This is a genomic window from Labrenzia sp. THAF82 (assembly GCF_009363435.1).
Classification (GTDB): domain Bacteria; phylum Pseudomonadota; class Alphaproteobacteria; order Rhizobiales; family Stappiaceae; genus Roseibium; species Roseibium porphyridii.
The window spans coordinates 5,193,485-5,212,091 of the sequence record NZ_CP045354.1 but is presented as its reverse complement, the minus strand read 5'-3'; the positions used below and the strand labels follow the sequence as shown (position 1 = coordinate 5,212,091).

General features: G+C 54.7%; 19 protein-coding genes. 11 read left to right on the top strand and 8 right to left on the bottom strand.

Going from position 1 to position 18,607, the window contains the following annotated elements:
• Window positions 1–22: 22 nt before the first annotated feature.
• Together FIV00_RS23840 and FIV00_RS23835 are read left to right on the top strand one after the other, a co-directional pair.
• Window positions 23–490, top strand: coding sequence for a nuclear transport factor 2 family protein (locus FIV00_RS23840; protein ID WP_152503088.1), 468 nt, complete (start codon window positions 23–25; stop codon window positions 488–490).
• A complete protein-coding gene (locus tag FIV00_RS23835) occupies window positions 480–1,313 on the top strand; it encodes an ergot alkaloid biosynthesis protein (RefSeq protein ID WP_152503087.1) in 834 nt (277 codons plus the stop codon). Before FIV00_RS23840 ends, FIV00_RS23835 begins: the two co-directional genes overlap by 11 nt.
• A 150-nt stretch (window positions 1,314–1,463) precedes the next feature.
• On the opposite strand, the gene FIV00_RS23830 is transcribed toward FIV00_RS23835, so the two are convergent.
• The 4 genes from FIV00_RS23830 to FIV00_RS23815 all read right to left on the bottom strand — a co-directional run bounded on the left by FIV00_RS23830 (window position 1,464) and on the right by FIV00_RS23815 (window position 5,371).
• Window positions 1,464–2,603, bottom strand: a complete 1,140-nt coding sequence (locus FIV00_RS23830; protein ID WP_209006683.1) for a site-specific DNA-methyltransferase — start codon at window positions 2,601–2,603, stop codon at window positions 1,464–1,466.
• A gap of 140 nt (window positions 2,604–2,743) precedes the next feature.
• The gene (locus tag FIV00_RS23825) at window positions 2,744–3,421 is read right to left on the bottom strand and encodes a DNA-3-methyladenine glycosylase I (protein ID WP_152503086.1); all 678 of its coding nucleotides are present in this window, start codon (window positions 3,419–3,421) and stop codon (window positions 2,744–2,746) included.
• A 194-nt stretch (window positions 3,422–3,615) separates the two neighbouring features.
• Complete coding sequence (locus FIV00_RS23820; RefSeq protein WP_152503085.1) at window positions 3,616–4,422, bottom strand: amino acid ABC transporter permease; 807 nt, start codon at window positions 4,420–4,422, stop codon at window positions 3,616–3,618.
• Between the two features lie 148 nt (window positions 4,423–4,570).
• Window positions 4,571–5,371 carry a transporter substrate-binding domain-containing protein gene (locus FIV00_RS23815; RefSeq protein WP_152503084.1) on the bottom strand — a complete coding sequence of 267 codons (801 nt, stop codon included), beginning with the start codon at window positions 5,369–5,371 and terminating at the stop codon, window positions 4,571–4,573.
• Between the two features lie 197 nt (window positions 5,372–5,568).
• On the opposite strand from FIV00_RS23815, the gene FIV00_RS23810 reads away from it, so the two are divergent.
• Window positions 5,569–7,080: an AMP nucleosidase gene (locus FIV00_RS23810; protein ID WP_173006126.1), complete on the top strand. Its 1,512-nt coding sequence runs from the start codon at window positions 5,569–5,571 to the stop codon at window positions 7,078–7,080.
• Between the two features lie 112 nt (window positions 7,081–7,192).
• Here the strand turns inward: FIV00_RS23810 and bfr are convergent, their stop codons facing one another.
• The 3 genes from bfr to mutY form a co-directional block, all read right to left on the bottom strand.
• Entirely contained in the window at window positions 7,193–7,678 is a 486-nt protein-coding gene (bfr, locus tag FIV00_RS23805) for a bacterioferritin (protein ID WP_152503083.1), read from the bottom strand.
• Window positions 7,679–7,899: 221 nt separating this feature from the next.
• Window positions 7,900–8,382 carry a fasciclin domain-containing protein gene (locus FIV00_RS23800; protein ID WP_152503082.1) on the bottom strand — a complete coding sequence of 161 codons (483 nt, stop codon included), beginning with the start codon at window positions 8,380–8,382 and terminating at the stop codon, window positions 7,900–7,902.
• 306 nt (window positions 8,383–8,688) lie between these two features.
• Window positions 8,689–9,756, bottom strand: a complete 1,068-nt coding sequence (gene mutY / locus FIV00_RS23795; protein ID WP_152503081.1) for an A/G-specific adenine glycosylase — start codon at window positions 9,754–9,756, stop codon at window positions 8,689–8,691.
• Window positions 9,757–9,961: 205 nt separating this feature from the next.
• Here mutY and FIV00_RS23790 point away from each other — a divergent pair, with 205 nt between their 5' ends.
• The 8 genes from FIV00_RS23790 (at window position 9,962) to FIV00_RS23755 (ending at window position 17,851) form a co-directional block, all read left to right on the top strand.
• Window positions 9,962–10,489, top strand: a complete 528-nt coding sequence (locus tag FIV00_RS23790; protein ID WP_209006682.1) for a DUF721 domain-containing protein — start codon at window positions 9,962–9,964, stop codon at window positions 10,487–10,489.
• Between the two features lie 198 nt (window positions 10,490–10,687).
• The gene (locus tag FIV00_RS23785; RefSeq protein ID WP_152503080.1) at window positions 10,688–11,323 is read left to right on the top strand and encodes a thioredoxin domain-containing protein; all 636 of its coding nucleotides are present in this window, start codon (window positions 10,688–10,690) and stop codon (window positions 11,321–11,323) included.
• 87 nt (window positions 11,324–11,410) lie between these two features.
• Complete coding sequence (gene smc, locus FIV00_RS23780; RefSeq protein ID WP_152503079.1) at window positions 11,411–14,869, top strand: chromosome segregation protein SMC; 3,459 nt, start codon at window positions 11,411–11,413, stop codon at window positions 14,867–14,869.
• 369 nt (window positions 14,870–15,238) lie between these two features.
• A complete protein-coding gene (locus FIV00_RS23775; RefSeq protein ID WP_152503078.1) occupies window positions 15,239–15,625 on the top strand; it encodes an AtpZ/AtpI family protein in 387 nt (128 codons plus the stop codon).
• A gap of 55 nt (window positions 15,626–15,680) precedes the next feature.
• Entirely contained in the window at window positions 15,681–16,430 is a 750-nt protein-coding gene (locus tag FIV00_RS23770; RefSeq protein ID WP_152503077.1) for a F0F1 ATP synthase subunit A, read from the top strand.
• A 72-nt stretch (window positions 16,431–16,502) separates the two neighbouring features.
• Window positions 16,503–16,727, top strand: coding sequence for a F0F1 ATP synthase subunit C (locus FIV00_RS23765; RefSeq protein WP_055111220.1), 225 nt, complete (start codon window positions 16,503–16,505; stop codon window positions 16,725–16,727).
• Between the two features lie 82 nt (window positions 16,728–16,809).
• On the top strand, window positions 16,810–17,361 hold the full coding sequence (locus FIV00_RS23760) for a F0F1 ATP synthase subunit B (protein ID WP_152503076.1): 552 nt from the start codon (window positions 16,810–16,812) through the stop codon (window positions 17,359–17,361).
• Window positions 17,362–17,371: 10 nt separating this feature from the next.
• Complete coding sequence (locus tag FIV00_RS23755; RefSeq protein WP_152503075.1) at window positions 17,372–17,851, top strand: F0F1 ATP synthase subunit B; 480 nt, start codon at window positions 17,372–17,374, stop codon at window positions 17,849–17,851.
• Window positions 17,852–17,933: 82 nt separating this feature from the next.
• Here the strand turns inward: FIV00_RS23755 and FIV00_RS23750 are convergent, their stop codons facing one another.
• A complete protein-coding gene (locus FIV00_RS23750; RefSeq protein WP_152503074.1) occupies window positions 17,934–18,593 on the bottom strand; it encodes a ribonuclease HII in 660 nt (219 codons plus the stop codon).
• Between the last annotated feature and the right edge of the window lie 14 nt (window positions 18,594–18,607).

Below are 18,607 nucleotides of genomic sequence, written 5' to 3'. Positions count from 1 at the left end.
CGACGTTGAAAGGTAAAGTCAGATGACGACGCAACAACCTCAATTGACAGATTTCGCAGCCTTGTTGCGCAAGGCTCTCGGTGATGCGCTCAAACCGGGTTCAGAAACGCTTCTCGATATGGTCTGTGACGAGATCGTTTTTGAATTCCCCTATGCGCCAGAGGGTGCAATTCGAAGACTGGATGGCAAGGCGGCACTTGCGCGTTATCTGCCACGGGTTGGCAAGCTGGTTTCTTTGCACACTTTGGCTTTGCATCAGGTGACCGCCAATGCGGATCATTCTCGATTTGTTGTTGAGTTCAGTTGCACTGGAGAAAGCAAGGTGACCGCCTCAAGATACGATCAGGACTATATTTCGGTGATCGAACTGAGAGACGGATTGATCAGCACATACAAGGACTATTGGAACCCACTTGTGGTTTTGGCTGCGGCCGGAAGCACGGAGTCGCTTCGTCAGATCTTGCAGAACGAGATGCAAGATGAGCGCTGAGTATCTTGTGACGGGCGGCACGGGGAAAACCGGCCGACGGATCGTCAATCGCCTGCAGGAAAGTGGCTTCACGGTTCGTGTGGGAACGCGAAACCCCGCAGTAGCCAACCACGTGTTGCATGACTGGGAAAACCATGACGGCTTTGCTGCCGCCTTGGATGGGGTCACAGGCGTATATCTACTCGCACCGACCGATCGCGCTGATCATCTTGAGCTCATGAAGCCGTTCATTGACCAGGCGCTTGCGCTCGGTGTGAGCCGATTTGTTCTGTTAAGTGCATCGTCGCTTCCGTTAGGTGGGCCAATGATGGGGCAGGTGCACGACTATCTGCAGAAGGCAGCGCCGGAATGGTGTGTCCTTAGACCCACGTGGTTCATGCAGAACTTTTCAGAACAGCAGCACTTGAAAACGATCCGCGAGAACAATGAGATTTATTCTGCGACGGCTGATGGACGCGTACCTTTCATTGATGTGGACGATATCGCAGAAGCAGCACTTGCTGCACTGACTGGGAAATCCGCGGTGAACAATGACGTGGTGCTAACGGGCCCTGAAGCACTTTCATACGAAGACGTGGCCAGGATACTCTCAGCTGAGACCGGACGTGAGGTTCGCTATGTCGAGCAAAGTGAAATGCAGATGATCAATCGCTTCACCAGTCTGGGAATGCCGCGCAATTACGCCGAGATACTGGCGGGAATGGACGTCAGTATCTCACAAGGCAGCGAGAACAGAGTGACTGATGACGTGAAAAAACTGACCGGCACTCAACCGCGCACATTTGCACAGTTTGCGCACCTAAATCGACAGTCGTGGATCTGATTGTCCCAAATCGAAAGTGCCTGACACAGGCGATAGTCTGCAACACGTTCAAAAGTAGGGAACCAAAAGAAAAACCCGCCCTCGTTTCTGGAGGGCGGGGAAAGTGGGATCCCGCGGGGAACGCGAAGTCTCTTCTGCTTTTTATATTCGTCAGGCCTGCAGTCTTGATCTGATTTCCTTGCGGAGGTCGTCAATCGGAGCTTTTCTGCTGCCTTCTATTGTGTGCCAGAACGTCCAGCCATTGCAGGCTTCCTGGCCTTGAACCAGAGCACCCACTTTGTGGATGGAACCAGTGTGATCTCCGGACTTGAGCGAACCATCTGCCCGAACGACTGCAAGATGTTTGCCTTTGGAACAGGTCAGTTCAGTGCCCGGTTGCAGGAGACCGTTTTCGAGCAATGTGCCGAAAGGAATGCGCTTCTGGGCACGTTTGCCCTTTTGCATTTCCAAAGCGCTCGCATCACCCGTTTCAATGGCGTCAATGCGCTCCATCGCGGCATCGATATAGTCCTGCTCGCGTTCAACACCAACAAAGTTGCGGCCAAGTTTCTTGGCGACAGCGCCGGTGGTGCCGGTTCCGAAAAACGGATCGAGCACGACATCGTCCGGTTTTGAAGAAGCGGTCAGAACCCGGTAGAGCAGCGCCTCCGGCTTTTGGGTCGGATGCACTTTCTGGCCGTCGGCACCTTTCAAGCGCTCTGCGCCTGTGCAAAGCGGCAAATGCCAATCCGAACGCATCTGAAGGTCTTCGTTGAAGACTTTCAACGCATCATAGTTGAATGTCGGCTTCGCATCCTTGGATTTGACAGCCCAGATCATCGTCTCGTGGGCATTGGTGAACCGCTTGCCGCGAAAGTTCGGCATCGGGTTGGACTTCAGCCAGACAATGTCATTCATGATCCAGAAGCCGAGATCCTGCAGGATCGCGCCGACACGGAAGATGTTGTGATAAGACCCGATCACATAAAGTGAACCGTCAGGTTTCATCACCCGGCGAACCGCCAGAAGCCATGCTCTGGTGAAGGCATCATAAGCCTCAAAGCTCTCGAACTGATCCCAATGATCGTCACACGCGTCCACCTTGGACTGATCCGGCCGGTGCAGATCGCCACCCAGCTGGAGATTGTAGGGTGGGTCGGCAAAGACCAGGTCGACAGACCGGGACGGCAGCTTCTCAAGGGCGGCTACGCAGTCGCCCTTCAAGATCGTGTTCAGCCAGGAAGCAGATGCTTCCGTCGAATTTGTTGGATGGGGTGCCGCGGAGGACACCCCGGTACTCAGTACACTCATTGCGACGCAATACCTCACGCAATTTCGAGTGTCATGGTTACCGGGTTTGGTAAATCAGCGGTTAAACGACCAAAACAAAAATTCTTATTGAATCAATGCTTTGTTTACAATCGTAAAAGTTAAATGAGAAGTTAATGACATCATCCGACCGAAAAGGCCAGAATTCTGCTGATTTCATTCATGCTGCGACCGGAAGTTGCTTTCCATTCGTTAAAAGCAACCTGCGCGGCATTTAGATTTTTTTTCGACATGCGGTCATTCTCAATGACACTTTCACGGATAAGGGCATTAACCACATCGCCCGTGAGGATGAAACTTTCCTTGCCCATGAAGCGCAGGGCGATTTGTCCTGTACTCCCTCCCAGGCGACTGCCGCGCTTCTTGATCGTCTCCATCAATCCGACCTGATCGCTTGGCGGATACTGCGCAAAAAATCGGGACGCGCTCCCGTGTTCTGAAGCAAGATCCTTCAGGAAGATGGCGTTGTGCTGGACCGACTTGATTTTAGCGCCATTTCGCACAATGCGCGTATCTTTCATGAGGGCTTCATAGGCTTCGTCAGGCAAGAAGGCGAGCCGGGCGACATCGAAGCCTTCGAACGCCTCTTCGAAACCCGGCCATTTCTGGTCGATGACCTTCCAGCTGAAACCTGCCTGAAAGACACATTTCGTGAACATGGAGAGCCAGCGGTCATCGCCGATCTGTTCAAGTTCATCTTCGGATTTTGGTTGATTGTGCTCACTCAGGAGCATCTTCAAATTGTCCGGGCCGCCCTTTTTTTCCTCTGCCAGCGTTTCAATTTCTTCAAAAGAACGCATTCCTTTTATCCCCCAGGTGCAGCGCATTGCTCAAGTCGACGTAAGATTCCACAGAACTGCACGTTGGCAAAGCGTGGTGTGCCGTTTCAAGCCGCGACCAGCTGAAAGTCGAAATATGCCTGTATGACAGAGTGAAAGGTTGTTGGGCCTCGACACCAAATCAAGAACCACATGTCGAATTCGCCAAACGGGATTTATCGTTCTCCGACAGTGCGGGTGCGCTCAAATCTGCGCAGTGCCAGCGAAAGCGTTATGGTCATCATCAGGTAGATGAGGGCAACGATGTTGTAAGTCTCGAAATACCGGAAGGAACCGGCGGCATAGACCTTGCCGAGTTGGGTGATGTCGGCAACGCCAAGAACAGACACCAGCGAACTGTCCTTGATCATGGCGACAAAATCGTTCCCGAGTGGCGGGAGAATTGTCTTTAGCGCCTGGGGGAACACGATCAATCGAAACCTGAGCCACCGGTTCATGCCAAGCGCTTCAGCTGCCTCGATCTGTCCCTTGTCGACTGCCTGAATGCCGGCTCGGAAAACCTCGGCAATAAAAGCTGAATAACCGATAGTCAGTGCCAGGATAGCGCGCCACAAAAGCGGGAAGTCGCGCGTGCGCAGAGGTTCCTGGCCGAGGGGTTCCAGGACCGCATTAATCAGCGCAATCAGCAGCGGGGTCCCGACAAAGGCGATGTAAAGCAACAAGACGATGATCGGCAATCCGCGCACGATCTCGACATAAAATCTTGCCACTTGCCTGAGAATCAGGGAACCGGACAATGAGGCCAGCGCCAGAAGAAGACCAAGCACAGACGCCAGGAAGAAGCCGACAAGCGTGACGAAGATCGTCAGACCAATCCCACGAGAGACCGTCGCCATGACCTGGCTGTAGATATCGTCTGTTGCGATTTGTATCAGCATGAATACCGCTATGCCGCAGGCGGCGACCAGCCAGTAAGGGAAGTCTTGCTGTGAAGCGCCGGTTTGCTTGGATTTGCGGAACATGGCTCGGTCTTTGGTTGGATATGAGATAAGTGCCACCGGCCTGGAAAAACTGACAAGCCAGTCGATAAAAAACAGCCGGCACCGGAATACTTTCCCCGATACCGGCCTAACGGCGGCGTCTCTACTTGGTTAGAGAACGCAGGGGGTGCTATTGCCCCACTTTATAGTCGAAGAACCACTTCGTATTGAGCGCATCAATGGTTCCATCGCTGCGCATGCTGGCAATTGCTGCGTTGAAGGGGCCGACGAGTTCGGAACCTTTCGGGAAGATGAAGCCGAAATCTTCCGTGCCCATCGGATCGCCGATCAGCTTGAACGTGTCCGGGTTGGCAGCGACATAGCCTTGTCCCCCGGTGCTGTCTGTCAGAACGAGATCGACATCACCGGTCTTGAGTGCCTGAACAGACGCGCCGAATGTTTCAAAGAGCTTGATACGCGGGTTGGCCTCGTCTCCATCCAGGACATCATAAACAGTCACGTAAAACGGTGTTGTGCCCGGTTGCGCACCGGCCAGAAGGTCATTGTTGGCAGCAAAACTCTTGGGATCGGTGAAGCGGTCTTCATCTTCTCTGACCAGCATGAACATTTCGGAGCGCATGTAAGGGTCTGAAAAATCCACTTGCTGTGCACGGTCTTCACGAATGGTGATGCCGTTCATGGCGAGGTCATATTCACCTGCACTGATTGCGGGGATCATGGCATCCCAGCTGGTGTTTTGGAACGTGACTTTCACGTTCAGTCGTTTGGCGATCTCGGCAATTGCGTCATATTCCCAACCGATTGCATCGCCAGACTTGGGATCAACGAACTGAAGAGGCGGGTAGGTGTTTTCCGAAGCAATGACGACTTCCTTGCCGTCAAGGTCGGGAAGGCTGTCGGCAAGGGCAGTGTAGCTGACACCAAACACCGCGGCAGCTGCAAGTGCAAAAGAAACTATGGACCGTTGCATGGGAAACTCCTCGTAAAAATTCATGATGACAATACCGGCTTCACATCGTCGGGAAAAGTGCATCTGATTTGCCTGGAACTATAAGCGCAGATTTTTTCTCTCTGCGAAAAAAAATTCAAAAACAGATGCCGGATCTATTGACCCGGACATGAGTTGGCGGGACTGTGTCGCCCATAACAACAATAAGGAGACGGTTTATGTCCAACAGTATCAGCACGAATTTTCAACTCGAAGTCCGGCGCGTGCGGCTGGCGCCTTCACATCCGCTCGAGGTTTTTACCGACGCCGACAAGGCGGTCGACCGGCTGATTGAAATATTTGAAGACAACACTGCATTTTTGCGTTCCCAGTTTCAGAACCTTCTGGAAGGCAAGGAAATCACCGAACGCGTAAGAGCGTTTTATCCGCAAGTGCGGATCGTGACCGACAGCCATATACGTCTGGACAGTCGCTTGTCTTACGGTTTTGTCTCCGGGCCGGGGACACACGCCTCAACCATCACACGGCCTGATCTTTTTCGAAATTATTTGCGCACGCAGCTTTCGCTCCTGATGAAGAACCACGATGTGCCAATTCAGGTCGGTGACAGTGAAATGCCGATCCCACTGCATTTTGCCTTCTACGATGGAACGCATGTGGAGGGTGGCGCCGCAGCGGCCAATCTGGAACGCCCGCTGGCGGATATATTCGACTTGCCTGATTTGACTGTGATGGACGATTCCATCGCCAATGGCACTTATGAGCCAAGCGACGGGATCATGCCGCTTGCGTCTTTCACGGCACCGCGCGTTGACTATTCGCTGCACCGTCTTCAGCACTATACGGCAACGGCTGCCGAACACTTTCAGAACTATGTTCTTTTCACGAACTATCAGTTTTACATCGACGAATTTTGTCGCATGTCCCAGGAACTTCTGGCAAATCCGGATAGTGGATACGAGGCTTTTGTTTCACCTGGTAACCTGGTGACCAAGGCAGGAGATTGCGAGCCCTGCAGCGGCACCGAGCCTGCGAAGCTGCCTCAGATGCCGGCCTACCATCTGAAGCGGGCCGATGGCAGCGGCATCACTATGGTCAATATTGGCGTCGGTCCGTCGAATGCCAAAACCATTACGGATCATGTGGCAGTACTGCGGCCGCATGTCTGGCTGATGCTTGGCCACTGTGCCGGTCTCAGAAACAGCCAGACACTTGGCGATTATGTGCTTGCCCACGGTTATGTGCGTGACGACAACGTTCTCAATCAGGATCTGCCGGTTTGGGTGCCGATCCCGCCTCTGGCGGAAGTGCAGGTCGCACTTGAGGATGCGGTTGCCGAGATCACTGGCATTGATGGCTATGACCTAAAACGTGTCATGCGAACCGGCACTGTTGTGTCACTGGACAACAGGAATTGGGAACTTTGGGATCAGCCTGAACTTGTCAAAAGGTTCTCGCAGTCCAGGGCGATCGCGCTTGATATGGAATCGGCGACAATTGCGGCCAATGGATTTCGTTTCAGGGTTCCTTATGGAACGCTTCTGTGTATCTCTGACAAACCGTTGCATGGAGAATTGAAATTACCGGGCATGGCGACCGATTTTTACAAGCGGCAGGTTGCCCAGCATCTGGAAATCGGCATCAGGGCAATGGAAAAGATGCGCGACATGACGGCCGAACGGCTGCATTCCCGCAAACTTAGAAGTTTTGCCGAAACAGCTTTCCAGTAGGATGTTGGAGGTTCGAAGGACCAGCTCGGTATGTAATCTGACTGGTTGGTCGAAAACGCCTAACTAAAGGACAAAAAGGCCACGCGTCATCAACGCGTGGCCAAAATTTTGTTTATTCGGCTTCGTCCGCAGGAACGGCATTCAACATGCCATAGCGCTCGATACCGATTTTTTCCAAAAGGTCCAACTGTGTTTCCAGGAAGTCGATGTGACCCTCTTCGTCTGCAAGAAGTTCTTCAAACAGCTGCATGGAGACATAGTCGCCTTCGTCGCGGCAAATGTCGCGGGACTTGGAATAGGAAGTGCGAGCGTCGTATTCACCCGCCAGATCGGATTCCAGGACTTCCTTGATATTCTGTCCGATCCGCAGAGGTGCGACCTTCTGCATGTTCGGATGGCCCTCGAGGAAAATAATGCGATCCGTGATTTTGTCGGCGTGCTGCATTTCCTCAATGCTTTCTTCACGCTCTTTTTTGGCCAGTCTCGCAAATCCCCAATCGGCGAGGAGGCGGTAATGCAGCCAATATTGATTGATCGCGCCGAGCTCCAGAAAGAGAGCCTCATTCAAACGCTCGATGACCTTCTCATTTCCCTTCATGGGATGCCTCCTGTAGTTGAATCTGATCGCACTTTAGAATTATTCTAGGGTGCGTGTCCAGACAATCAAAGACTGAAATCGGAATAAATTGACGCACTCCGGTTTATGAGTGGAATTGCGCCTCCGGTAAAGTGAGACAAACACCTTGCACCGCTGCAGATCAAAAAAGCGCGGTCTTCAGACAAGACCGCGCCTCTTTTCACTTGGATCTTTCGAGTGGATTACGACTTCGGGATGATAACCGTGTCGATGACATGGATGACGCCATTTGACGTTTCAATGTCTGCAGTCACGACGCTGGCGTTGTCGACTTTCACGCCGTCGGTTGCGTCAACGGAGATCTTGCTGCCTTCCACGGAAGCAACTTCTGCTTTCTTGCCGGCGATATCCGATGACATCACTTTGCCCGGGACAACGTGGTAGGTGAGGATTGCAACGAGCTGATCTTTGTTTTCCGGCTTGAGCAGGTTCTCAACTGTGCCTTCAGGCAGTTTGGCAAAAGCTTCATCGGTCGGAGCGAAGACAGTAAATGGGCCTTCGCCCTTCAGTGTGTCGACGAGACCGGCAGCTTGAACGGCGGCAACCAGTGTGCCGAAGGATCCGGCTCCGACTGCGGTGTCAACAATATCCTTCTGGCCGGCTTTGGCAGCTGACAACGGCAGGACGAGAAGTAGGGCAAAGACCAGTTTCTGAACGAATTTCATGACGCACTCCCTTGGTTTCACAAAGACACAGCTAGCCTGTTCCCGGAAAGGACGTTTCCCGAGGATTTTCAGGTGCTTGGTTGAATTCTGTGTCGCTCCTGCTACGACGGCCCGCTCGATTTGGATGAGGAAAAAATCGGGCTGAATTTATCCGGATTTTTGGTTGATCCAGAAGCGGTCGTAAAACGTGGTCGTTCTCGGTTCGGTTGTAGATCTGTTGGAATTGCCAGGCGATGGAGCCTGAAAGCGTCCGCCTTGCCGAGGTCATTGTGTGCGGCTGTCCAAAAACGCGTTGGCGTCTCAGAACTAGGAAAGGGCTGATACCAGCACTTTACGCATAACCGTTGGGAGCGCTTCGTTTTCAAGCGCATCAGGTTCAGACCACCAACTGTCCTCAAGTTTTGGCAATGTGTCACCGGCAAGGTCAGCCCTGAAAATCGTGAGTCGCAAATGAAAATGAGTGAAAGTGTGTTTGACTTCGGATGGCCGTTTTTTCCAGTTTGCAGGGAAGGGGGCATCTTCCAGGGATGTTTCAACATCAAACTGCTCAGCCCAATGGGTTCCGGGCACTTCTGTCATACCGCCAAGCAGGCCGCTTGGAGGCCGCCGACGCAATAACACAGCGCCGTTGCCGGCATTTACGGCAACAAATGCCGCACCAATCCGGGTTGGTTTCTGCTTCTTGGGAGCCTTTCGCGGCAGTGTTTCAGCAATTTCGGTTCCCTGGACCTTGCAGTTGGAAGTCCAGGGGCAAAGCGCGCAAGCTGGCCGCCTCGGCGTACAGATGGTGGCACCGAGATCCATAACCGCCTGCGCAAAGTCACCTGGGCGCACATTCGGGGTCAACTCGCCCATACGGGCTTTTACAAGAGGTTTGGCATCGGGCAACGGCGTTTCGATCTGGTCCAGCCTTGTTATGACGCGCTCAACGTTGCCGTCGACAACAGCCGCATGACTGTCAAAGGCAATGGTTGCTATGGCCGCTGCAGTGTAGGGCCCGATCCCTGGCAATTTTAGAAGTTCCGCTTCGGTCTCGGGAAATCGCCCATCCAACTGGTCGGCGACAGTGTTTGCGCATTTTTTGAGGTTGCGGGCACGGGAATAGTAGCCGAGCCCTGCCCAGGCTTTCATTACATCTTCCTCGCTTGCAGCAGCGAGGTGCTTGATGGTCGGCCAGGTTTTGACGAACTTCTCGAAATAATCCTTCACGGCCGCAACAGTTGTCTGCTGCAGCATGATTTCCGACAACCAGACGCGATAGGGATCCGGAACTTCACCAACAGCTCGGTCCTGCGGTGAAATTCTCCAGGGAAGGCGTCGCGCATGGCGATCGTACCAGTCAAGCAAGGTTGAAGCGGCAGAAGCAGATGTCATGATATCACGTGGGTTCTCAAGGCAGATTCACGGACTGAACCTATGGAAAGCCTGGGGACAACTTTGCTGGTAATCATCAGTGAATTGGATTGCACCAAGTATTCGTCGTCATTTTGTCGTATTCTATTGGAACACTTCATCCCAGGCTCCAAGCTGAGTATTGAAATCTGATTTCATCAGTTTGGTGAGGAGGTATGTCATTCGCGTGGTAAAGGCAAACGCTCACCACACGCCCAAAGGGGCGAAACCGCTTGCCGATCTTGTCGGCAAGGCGATGACGCCTGCCTGCAGGAAGCGAGGGTTTGCCTCTGTCGACATCGTGGCAGCCTGGGCAGACATCGTCGGAGAACGCTACGGCGGTAGGGTTCAGCCTGATCGCCTGATCTGGCCGAGAAGGCCGGACCTCAGTGACCCCGACAGACCGCCGGAACCGGCAACACTTGTCGTTCACACGGATGGGGCGACTGCGCTGATGCTTTCCCATGACAGCGCGCAAGTGATCGAGCGCATCAACACCTTCTATGGCTGGGCAGCCGTCGGTCGCCTCAAGATCTTGCAAAGACCGGTTCAAACGAGACTGCAAAAACAGCCCAAGCGACTGCGCGAACTGACGCAATCGGAGGAAAAGCGCCTGGAAGAGAGTCTTGAAGGTGTTGAAAACGACCGTTTGCGACAGGCTCTCAAGAAACTCGGTGCTCAGGTTATCGCCCGCAATCCGGACAAGGCCGCTTAAAAAGTCTCTCCCTAGAATAGGCAAAAACCTGCATTTCGCGGCGATCTGCGATAACAACACCGTGATGCAAGCGCTTGTTACGTCCTCTCTCTTGCCACATTTGATAAGCCTTGTTGACGCGGCGTGTCCGAAGGGGCACATGAGACGTTGGAACGGGCACTTGCGAGTGCCGCTTTGACTTTTGACAGGACAATGTTCGTGACCCAGAACCGTAGACAGTTTCTAAAAACCACTGCCTTGGCGACAGCCGCATTCGGCCTGGCCGGCAGTCTTCCTGCCCTTGCCCAGTCCGTCAACGTGGACGAGCTCATGAAACCCGGTCCATTGGGTGAAAAAGCGCTGGGTGACGAAAACGCACCGGTGACCATCATCGAATATGCGTCCATGACGTGTGGTCACTGTGCAAGTTTCCACAAGCGCACCTGGCCGGATCTGAAAAAGGAATACATCGAGACTGGAAAAGTCCGGTTTGTGTTCCGTGAATTCCCGCTGGATCCGGTCGCTGCCGCCGCCTTCATGCTGGCGCGTTGCGCGCCTCAGGACAAATACTTCGAGATTGTGGATACCCTGTTTGAAAACCAGAGATCATGGGCATTCACCGACAATCCGTACCAATCCATGCTCGATTTTTCGAAACAGATCGGATTTACACAAGAGTCCTTTGAGGAGTGCTTGACAAACCAGGGCTTGCTTGACGCAGTTAACGCTGTGAAAGACCGTGGTGCGAACGAGTTCGGTGTAAACTCCACGCCAACGTTCTTCATCAATGGCGAAAGAGTGTCCGGGGCACTGTCGATTGAAGAGATGGGCAAACTTATCGAGGAAAACCTCTAATCCGGCTTTTAAACAGCCGGAGGCGCAAGCCTGCCTTGATCCAATCCTGTTCTCATCGGCGCTCACTCCTTGGGAGTGTTGGCGCCGATGAAGTTTTCGAAACTCCGTATCGTAGGCTTCAAGTCCTTCGTTGAACCGATGGAATTCATCATCGGGAATGGCCTGACCGGTGTGGTTGGGCCCAATGGCTGCGGCAAGTCCAATCTGGTGGAGGCTCTCCGCTGGGTGATGGGCGAGAACTCCTACAAGAACATGCGGGCGTCCGGAATGGACGACGTTATCTTCTCGGGAAGTTTGAACAGGCCTGCACGTAACACCGCCGAAGTCACTCTGTTTCTGGATAATCCGGACCGCACGGCACCGGCGGCTTTCAACGACGCAGACCTGCTTGAAGTCAGCCGGCGGATCGAACGCGAGCAAGGTTCCAACTACAAGATCAACGCAAAGGATGTCCGTGCTCGTGACGTGCAGCTGCTGTTTGCCGATGCCTCCACTGGGGCACGGTCCCCGGCAATGGTTCGTCAGGGACAGATTGGCGAACTGATTGCCGCCAAGCCGACATCTCGTCGTCAGATCCTGGAGGAAGCAGCGGGCATATCGGGGCTTCATTCACGCAGACATGAAGCCGAGATCCGTTTAAGAGCGGCTGAGCAGAACCTTGAACGGCTTGAGGACGTCCTGGTTCAGATCGATTGGCAGCTTGACAACCTGCGCCGACAATCACGCCAGGCGACCAGGTACCGCAACCTTTCTTCTGAAATCAGGTCTGCTGAAGCCTCGATTCTTTATATTCGATGGACCGAATCCCGCGATGCTCTCGCAACGGCCGAAAGTCATTTCGCCGAAGCGCAGAAACAGGTCAACGAGGCCACAGGTCTTCAGGCTGAGAGCGCCCGCGTTCAGGCAATAGCTGCACATAAACTTCCGGAACTAAGAGATGATGCCGCCAAGGCCGGAGCTGCCCTTCAGCGTCTTGTGCTTGCACGGAACGAACTGGATGCAGAAGAGCGGCGGGTCAAAGAGCGTCTGCAGGATCTCGAACGCAGGTTGGTTCAGCTGGCAGAGGACATCCGCCGCGAACAGGCAATGGTCTCCGAGAACGACGAAGTGCTTGAGCGTCTGGGTGAAGAAAGAGCGGAGCTTCTTGAAGAAAACGAGCTGGTGCAGGAGCGCACGGAAACCGCGCGCGAGAAGGTTGCCGAGGCTGAAAGTTCCGTTCATGAGCTCGAGGCGACACTGTCAGACCTGACGGCCACAGAGGCGCGCGCGCGCGCAGAGCGGCAACAGCTGGAAAGAGCCGTTGCGGACAGCCGCCAGCGCGCCGATCGCTTGCTTGCCCAAGCGCAGGACGCGCAGCAAACACTGCAAGAACTCGATGCTCAAATGGCCGAGCAGGACGGAGTTGCAGAAAATCGCGAGGCGCTAGAACTCGCAGAAGAAGCACTGGCCGAAGCCGAAGCGGCGGTTGAAGAGGCTGAAGCGTCCACCCGGGAAGCCCGTGAGAGCGAACAGGCCGCACGTGGCCCCTTGAGCGAGGCGCAACAATCGCTGCAGGGGCTCGAAACGGAAGCACGCACTCTCGAGCAGGTTCTGAATGTTCATTCCGAACAGGATCACACACCCGTTGTTGAACAGATCCAGGTTGAACAGGGGTTTGAAACCGCGCTCGGCGCTGCACTTGGTGAGGACCTCGACGCGACGCTTGAAGATGCGGCTGCTGTCAAATGGGGCCAGGCGCTGCCTGGCGAAGACGACCCGTCACTGCCTGAAGGCGTACGGCCATTGTCGGCAGTTGTTGTTGCTCCGGTTGAGTTAAGCCGCCGCCTGGCGCAGATAGGCATTGTCTCTCAGGAAGAGGGGTTGCGGTTGCGAGCTGCGCTTAAGCCCGGGCAACGGCTGGTTTCCGCAGAAGGGGATCTTTGGCGCTGGGATGGGTTTGTTATTGCAGCCAATGCCCCGACACCGGCCGCACAACGACTTGCGCAGAAAAACCGCCTCGCGGAACTGGCGGACGAGATCGACGCTGCGAGACGTCTGGTCGGGCAGCATCAAGAAGCACTGGAAGAAGCTGTAAATGCGATTCGCCAGACCGTAGAGCTTGAACAGGCTGCAAAAGGCAAAGTTCGGGATGGACAGCGCGTTGCAGCCGCGGCGAGGGAGGCCTTGGGCGCGGCAGAACGGGCCACGTCGCAGCTTTTGGCCAGGCGGGAAGCTGCCCAAGAGCGAACCGAACGCCTTGGCGAGGAAGCCGAGATCGCGCGCGAGCAAGCTCTGGAGGCCGAAGAACGGTATGAGGCCGCACCTGAAAGCTCGAGCTATCGAGATCGCATAGAAGAGCTGCAAGCAAAGGTCGGTGCTGCTCGAGGTGTATTGGCGGAGGCGCGTGCCGTTTCTGAAGGGCTGACACGCGAACAACAGATGCGCGACAGGCGTCTGGAGTCGATCGCCCGGGAATATGATGGTTGGAAAACCCGGGCCGCCAATGCCGCGCAGCAAATTTCCACTCTGACCGAACGGCGTGAAGAGGCGGAAGAAGAGCGGGCAGAGCTAATCGAAGCGCCCGAGGATATCGAACTCAAGCGTCGCGAATTGTTTTCCGCAATTGCCAATGCGGAAGAAATCAAGAAGGAAAAGGATGATCGCCTTTCCCAGGCTGAGCTTGATCTATCGGATGTCGATCGTGCAGCAAAGGCTGCGATGGAGGCGATGGCCGGAGCGCGGGAAGAAAAAATCCGCGCCGAGGAACGATTGGATGCAGCGCGCGAACGCAAAGGCAATCTTGAACGCAGGATCGACGAAGATCTTGAAGTGACGGTTGCGGCGCTGCCGGAAATCGCAGGCTTGAAAGACGGAGCTCCCTTGCCGGATCCCGAAGCGATGGAACGCAAACTGGAGCGGTTGAAAGCCGAGCGAGAGCGTTTGGGAGGGGTCAATCTCCGGGCGGAAGAAGAACTCAAGGAAATCGACGAACAGAAAACCACTCTGACATCAGAGCGGGACGACCTGATAGAAGCGATTCGCCGTTTGCGCACCGGCATATCCAACCTCAATCGGGAGGCGCGCGAACGTCTGCTTGCTTCCTTTGAAGTTGTCAACGGCCATTTCCAGCGACTATTCACGCATCTTTTTGGCGGGGGTACCGCAGAACTTCAGCTCGTGGACAGCGATGATCCGCTTGAAGCCGGATTGGAAATCGTTGCCCGTCCGCCGGGCAAGAAGCCTCAAACGATGACCTTGTTGTCCGGTGGTGAGCAGGCGCTGACTGCTATGTCGCTGATTTTCGCTGTATTCCTGACCAATCCGGCTCCGATTTGTGTTCTCGACGAGGTTGATGCACCCCTCGATGACGCCAATGTCGAGCGTTACTGCGATCTACTGGACGAAATGTGCGCAAGCACGGAAACCCGATTTGTTGTGATCACCCATAATCCGATCACCATGGCTCGCATGAACAGGCTGTTCGGCGTAACCATGGCCGAAAGAGGGGTGTCGCAACTGGTATCCGTCGATCTGGAGACAGCCGCAAGGTTTCGCGAAACCGGCTAAGGCCTTGGCGACAAAAGGTCTGTTCGTCCGCGCGGTTTCTCAATCGCCTGCCCGTCTTCAGATCCCCCGATACCGCATCGCATCAATTGGTGGCGGTTCCGCGATCTAGTGCATGTCTCAGCCACACCAAATGATTCATTCGGCGTTGAAATCGCCCCTGAAACGCATTTGGTGCGCACTGCCGCAGGATCAGCATGCAACTTAGGTCTGGGTAATTTGGTGTGACCACAAAAAGATAATATTTTTCAATTAGATAAGGAATATTGATGGCTTCTTGACACGGCATGAGGTGCCGACTATGGTGCGCGCGGCTTACGGGGCTCTCCCGTTGTTGTATCTGACATGTCGGCGTGGTGAGGACTTAACAGCATGTCTTCGCAAAACGGCGGTGACGAAGATCAGAACGGCGACGCACCGGAAGCGGGTCTGTCGGAACGGCGGGCTCAATTGAACCGGATGCTTGATGACCGGCGTGTCGAGGAAGAAAAAGCCGCGCGCAAGTCACAGAGCAACTCATCCGGATACGCACAGGCGATGAAACTGTCTTCGGAGTTCATTGCAGGTGTGTTGGTGGGGGCCGGGATCGGTTGGGTGGCCGACCAATGGCTAGGAACAGCGCCTCTGGGGCTGATTGTGTTCCTTCTGTTGGGCTTTGCAGCCGGTGTTTTGAATGTTCTGCGCTCGGCCGGTGTTGTCGAGCAGCCAGGGTCTAAGGGCACCAGCAAAGAAGACGTTCACAAGAACAGACCGGACTAGATTTTGTCGCGCCTTTCCGGCGCTGTGATAATGAACGAGCGAAGAAGGCTGGCCGGTGGCGAACGATCCGATCCATCAGTTCCAAATCCAGAAAATCTTTCCGATTGAAGTCGGAGGCATGGATTTCTCTTTCACCAATTCTTCGTTGTTCATGGTTTTGACCGTGGCAGCGACATCTGCATTTCTGATCTTCTCGACCAGTGGTCGCGGCCTGGTGCCGACCCGGGTGCAGTCGGTCTCGGAAATGATGTATGAATTCATAGCGGGAACGCTTCGAGACGCGACAGGGACCGACGGGATGCGATTCTTCCCGCTTGTGTTCTCGCTCTTTATGTTCGTTCTCGTCGCCAACCTCTTCGGGATGTTCCCGTACTTCTTCACCATCACAAGCCACATCATTGTCACCTTCGCCTTGGCGATGCTGGTGATTTTGACCGTGATTTTTTACGGCTTTATGCGGCACGGGATGAAATTCCTGAAACTTTTCGTCCCGAGTGGTGTTCCTGGCGCACTGATCCCGCTGGTGACAATGATCGAGGTTATCTCGTTCCTGTCCCGCCCGATCAGTCTTTCCGTTCGTTTGTTTGCGAACATGCTCGCTGGGCACATCACATTGAAGGTTTTCTCCGGCTTCGTCGTCAGTCTTGGTGCCATGGGTGCTGTAGGCATCTTCGGCGCGGTTCTGCCGCTCGCCATGACGGTCGCTTTGACGGCGCTGGAATTCCTTGTCGCCTTCCTGCAGGCCTACGTCTTTGCCGTTCTGACCTGCATGTATCTGAACGACGCAATTCATCCTTCACACTAAGGGTAATCCAAATCACACGGTGATAGAGCGCCGTGCGTGAGAAATCTGCAAACACATCTAGGAGCACGTGTCATGGAAGCAGAAGCAGCAAAATACATCGGTGCGGGTATCGCATGCCTGGGCATGGGCGGCGCTGGTATCGGCCTCGGCACCATCTTCGGTAACTACCTCGCAGGCGCCCTGCGCAACCCGTCCGCTGCCGATGGCCAGTTCGGCCGTCTTATCTTCGGCTTCGCCGTGACGGAAGCTTTGGGCATCTTCTCCCTTCTGATCGCCTTCCTCATCCTGTTCGCTTAATCGCTCTCAAGCAGCGACATTTGATGCGACTCCGGTGGCGGCGCTCCAATAGCGCCGCCTAGCCGGATTTAGGAGACAGGAAATGGCAGGCGAAACGACCACTGAAGGCCATGCGGCCATCGCGGAAGCAGCCGGCGAACACGGCGTGGGCTTCCCGCCGTTCGATGCGACGACTTTTGCGTCCCAGTTGTTCTGGCTCGCAATCACTTTCGGTATTTTCTATTGGATCATGAAGAACGTGGCGATGCCGCGGATCGCTGGGATCCTGGAAGACCGCAAAGACCGTATCGCCGGAGATCTTTCCGAGGCCAACCGCCTGAAGGAAGAAACCGACGCAGCGATCGCCGCATACGAACAGGCGCTTACGGAAGCTCGCAACAAGGCTCATGGCATTGCCCATGACACGCGGGCCAAGCTGAAAGCCGAGCAGGATGCGCGCCGGGAAAAAGCTGAAACCGAACTAGGCGAAAAGCTGAAAGCGGCGGAAGCGCATATCACCGGCATCAAGACTGAAGCTCTGTCCCAGATCGAAGAGATTGCCGGAGACACCACATCAGCTCTCGTTGAGCAGCTGATTGGTAAGGCTCCGACAAAAACAGATCTGAACAAAGCGCTGAAGTCGGCGATGAACTGAGGAGACGATCATGGACGCAACATTTTGGGCCCTGGTCGGTCTCGTTCTCTTCTTCGCTCTGATCGCCTATCTCAAGGTTCCCGGCAAGATCGGTGGATCGCTTGATGATCGCGCTGACACTATCCGCAAGGAACTGGAAGAAGCACGCAAGATGCGTGAAGAAGCTCAGGCTCTCTTATCGGAATATCAGCGCAAGCGCCACGAAGCTGAAGGAGAGGCTGAAGCCATCATTGCTGAAGCCAATTCAGAAGCAGAGCGCCTGACGGTTGAAACCAACCAGGCTCTTGAAGAGATGATCGCGCGCCGCACAAAGGCAGCTGAAGACAAGATAGCTCAGGCAGAAAGCCAGGCAATCTCTGAAGTCCGCGCCAAGGCAGCCGACATCGCCGTTGCAGCAGCCGAGGAAATCCTCACTGCAAAAGTTCAGGACAAAGTCGCCGACGACATCCTGATCAAAAGCATCGCGCAGGTAAAAGAGCGCCTGAACTAAAGCTTGGGTTCTTCTGAGTTAAGATAAAAAGCGGCCGCTCGAGGCCGCTTTTTTTATGCGGCCGCCGTGCCCGCTCTTCACATCAACCGCGCGACATCTCTTCGGCCAGCCGGACGGGCTTGAAACTCATCCTGTGGTGGACCGTCGGGCCGAGTGTCTCAAGAGCTTCCTGATGTCTGGGCACGCCATATCCCTTGTGCTGGGCAAAGCCATATCCCGGAAACTGATCCTCGAGCTGGACCATCATTCGGTCCCGCGTAACCTTGGCAATAATGGATGCGGCAGCGACACAAAGGCTGCGACCGTCCCCCTTGATCAACGCCTGACCCGGCTGCGACAGGCCGGGTGGAATATCCCTGCCGTCAATCAAGACATAGTTGGAGACTTTCGGCAGTCCGTTGACGGCTCTAACCATTGCGGAAAGCGTCGCCGTGCGGATGTTGAGACGGTCAATCGTCGCTGGAGACGCGCTGGCGACACAAATCCAGGCGCTCGAAACAATGTCCAGATACAATGCTTCGCGTCTGGCCTCGGAGAGCTTCTTGGAATCGTCCAGCCCATCCGGCACGCGCTCGTAATTCAGAACGACTGCAGCGGTGACGACCGGTCCCGCCCATGGCCCGCGTCCAGCTTCGTCAACACCGCACAATAGCCCGTTGAATTCTGCAGCGTATTTGTGCTCAAGAGACAGATCCGGGCGATCGGGAAAAGCAAGATCGAACAAGGATGGGGTGCCAGTCATGTCGATCAACCTGC

What these genes read in the sequence shown, in the direction of transcription:
- FIV00_RS23840 (WP_152503088.1), top strand. Translation starts at nt 23, where the DNA reads ATGACGACGCAACAACCTCAATTGACAGATTTCGCAGCCTTGTTGCGC.
- FIV00_RS23835 (WP_152503087.1), top strand. Translation starts at nt 480, where the DNA reads ATGAGCGCTGAGTATCTTGTGACGGGCGGCACGGGGAAAACCGGCCGA.
- FIV00_RS23830 (WP_209006683.1), bottom strand. Translation starts at nt 2,603, where the DNA reads ATGAGTGTACTGAGTACCGGGGTGTCCTCCGCGGCACCCCATCCAACA.
- FIV00_RS23825 (WP_152503086.1), bottom strand. Translation starts at nt 3,421, where the DNA reads ATGCGTTCTTTTGAAGAAATTGAAACGCTGGCAGAGGAAAAAAAGGGC.
- FIV00_RS23820 (WP_152503085.1), bottom strand. Translation starts at nt 4,422, where the DNA reads ATGTTCCGCAAATCCAAGCAAACCGGCGCTTCACAGCAAGACTTCCCT.
- FIV00_RS23815 (WP_152503084.1), bottom strand. Translation starts at nt 5,371, where the DNA reads ATGCAACGGTCCATAGTTTCTTTTGCACTTGCAGCTGCCGCGGTGTTT.
- FIV00_RS23810 (WP_173006126.1), top strand. Translation starts at nt 5,569, where the DNA reads ATGTCCAACAGTATCAGCACGAATTTTCAACTCGAAGTCCGGCGCGTG.
- bfr (WP_152503083.1), bottom strand. Translation starts at nt 7,678, where the DNA reads ATGAAGGGAAATGAGAAGGTCATCGAGCGTTTGAATGAGGCTCTCTTT.
- FIV00_RS23800 (WP_152503082.1), bottom strand. Translation starts at nt 8,382, where the DNA reads ATGAAATTCGTTCAGAAACTGGTCTTTGCCCTACTTCTCGTCCTGCCG.
- mutY (WP_152503081.1), bottom strand. Translation starts at nt 9,756, where the DNA reads ATGACATCTGCTTCTGCCGCTTCAACCTTGCTTGACTGGTACGATCGC.
- smc (WP_152503079.1), top strand. Translation starts at nt 11,411, where the DNA reads ATGAAGTTTTCGAAACTCCGTATCGTAGGCTTCAAGTCCTTCGTTGAA.
- FIV00_RS23775 (WP_152503078.1), top strand. Translation starts at nt 15,239, where the DNA reads ATGTCTTCGCAAAACGGCGGTGACGAAGATCAGAACGGCGACGCACCG.
- FIV00_RS23765 (WP_055111220.1), top strand. Translation starts at nt 16,503, where the DNA reads ATGGAAGCAGAAGCAGCAAAATACATCGGTGCGGGTATCGCATGCCTG.
- FIV00_RS23760 (WP_152503076.1), top strand. Translation starts at nt 16,810, where the DNA reads ATGGCAGGCGAAACGACCACTGAAGGCCATGCGGCCATCGCGGAAGCA.
- FIV00_RS23755 (WP_152503075.1), top strand. Translation starts at nt 17,372, where the DNA reads ATGGACGCAACATTTTGGGCCCTGGTCGGTCTCGTTCTCTTCTTCGCT.
- FIV00_RS23750 (WP_152503074.1), bottom strand. Translation starts at nt 18,593, where the DNA reads ATGACTGGCACCCCATCCTTGTTCGATCTTGCTTTTCCCGATCGCCCG.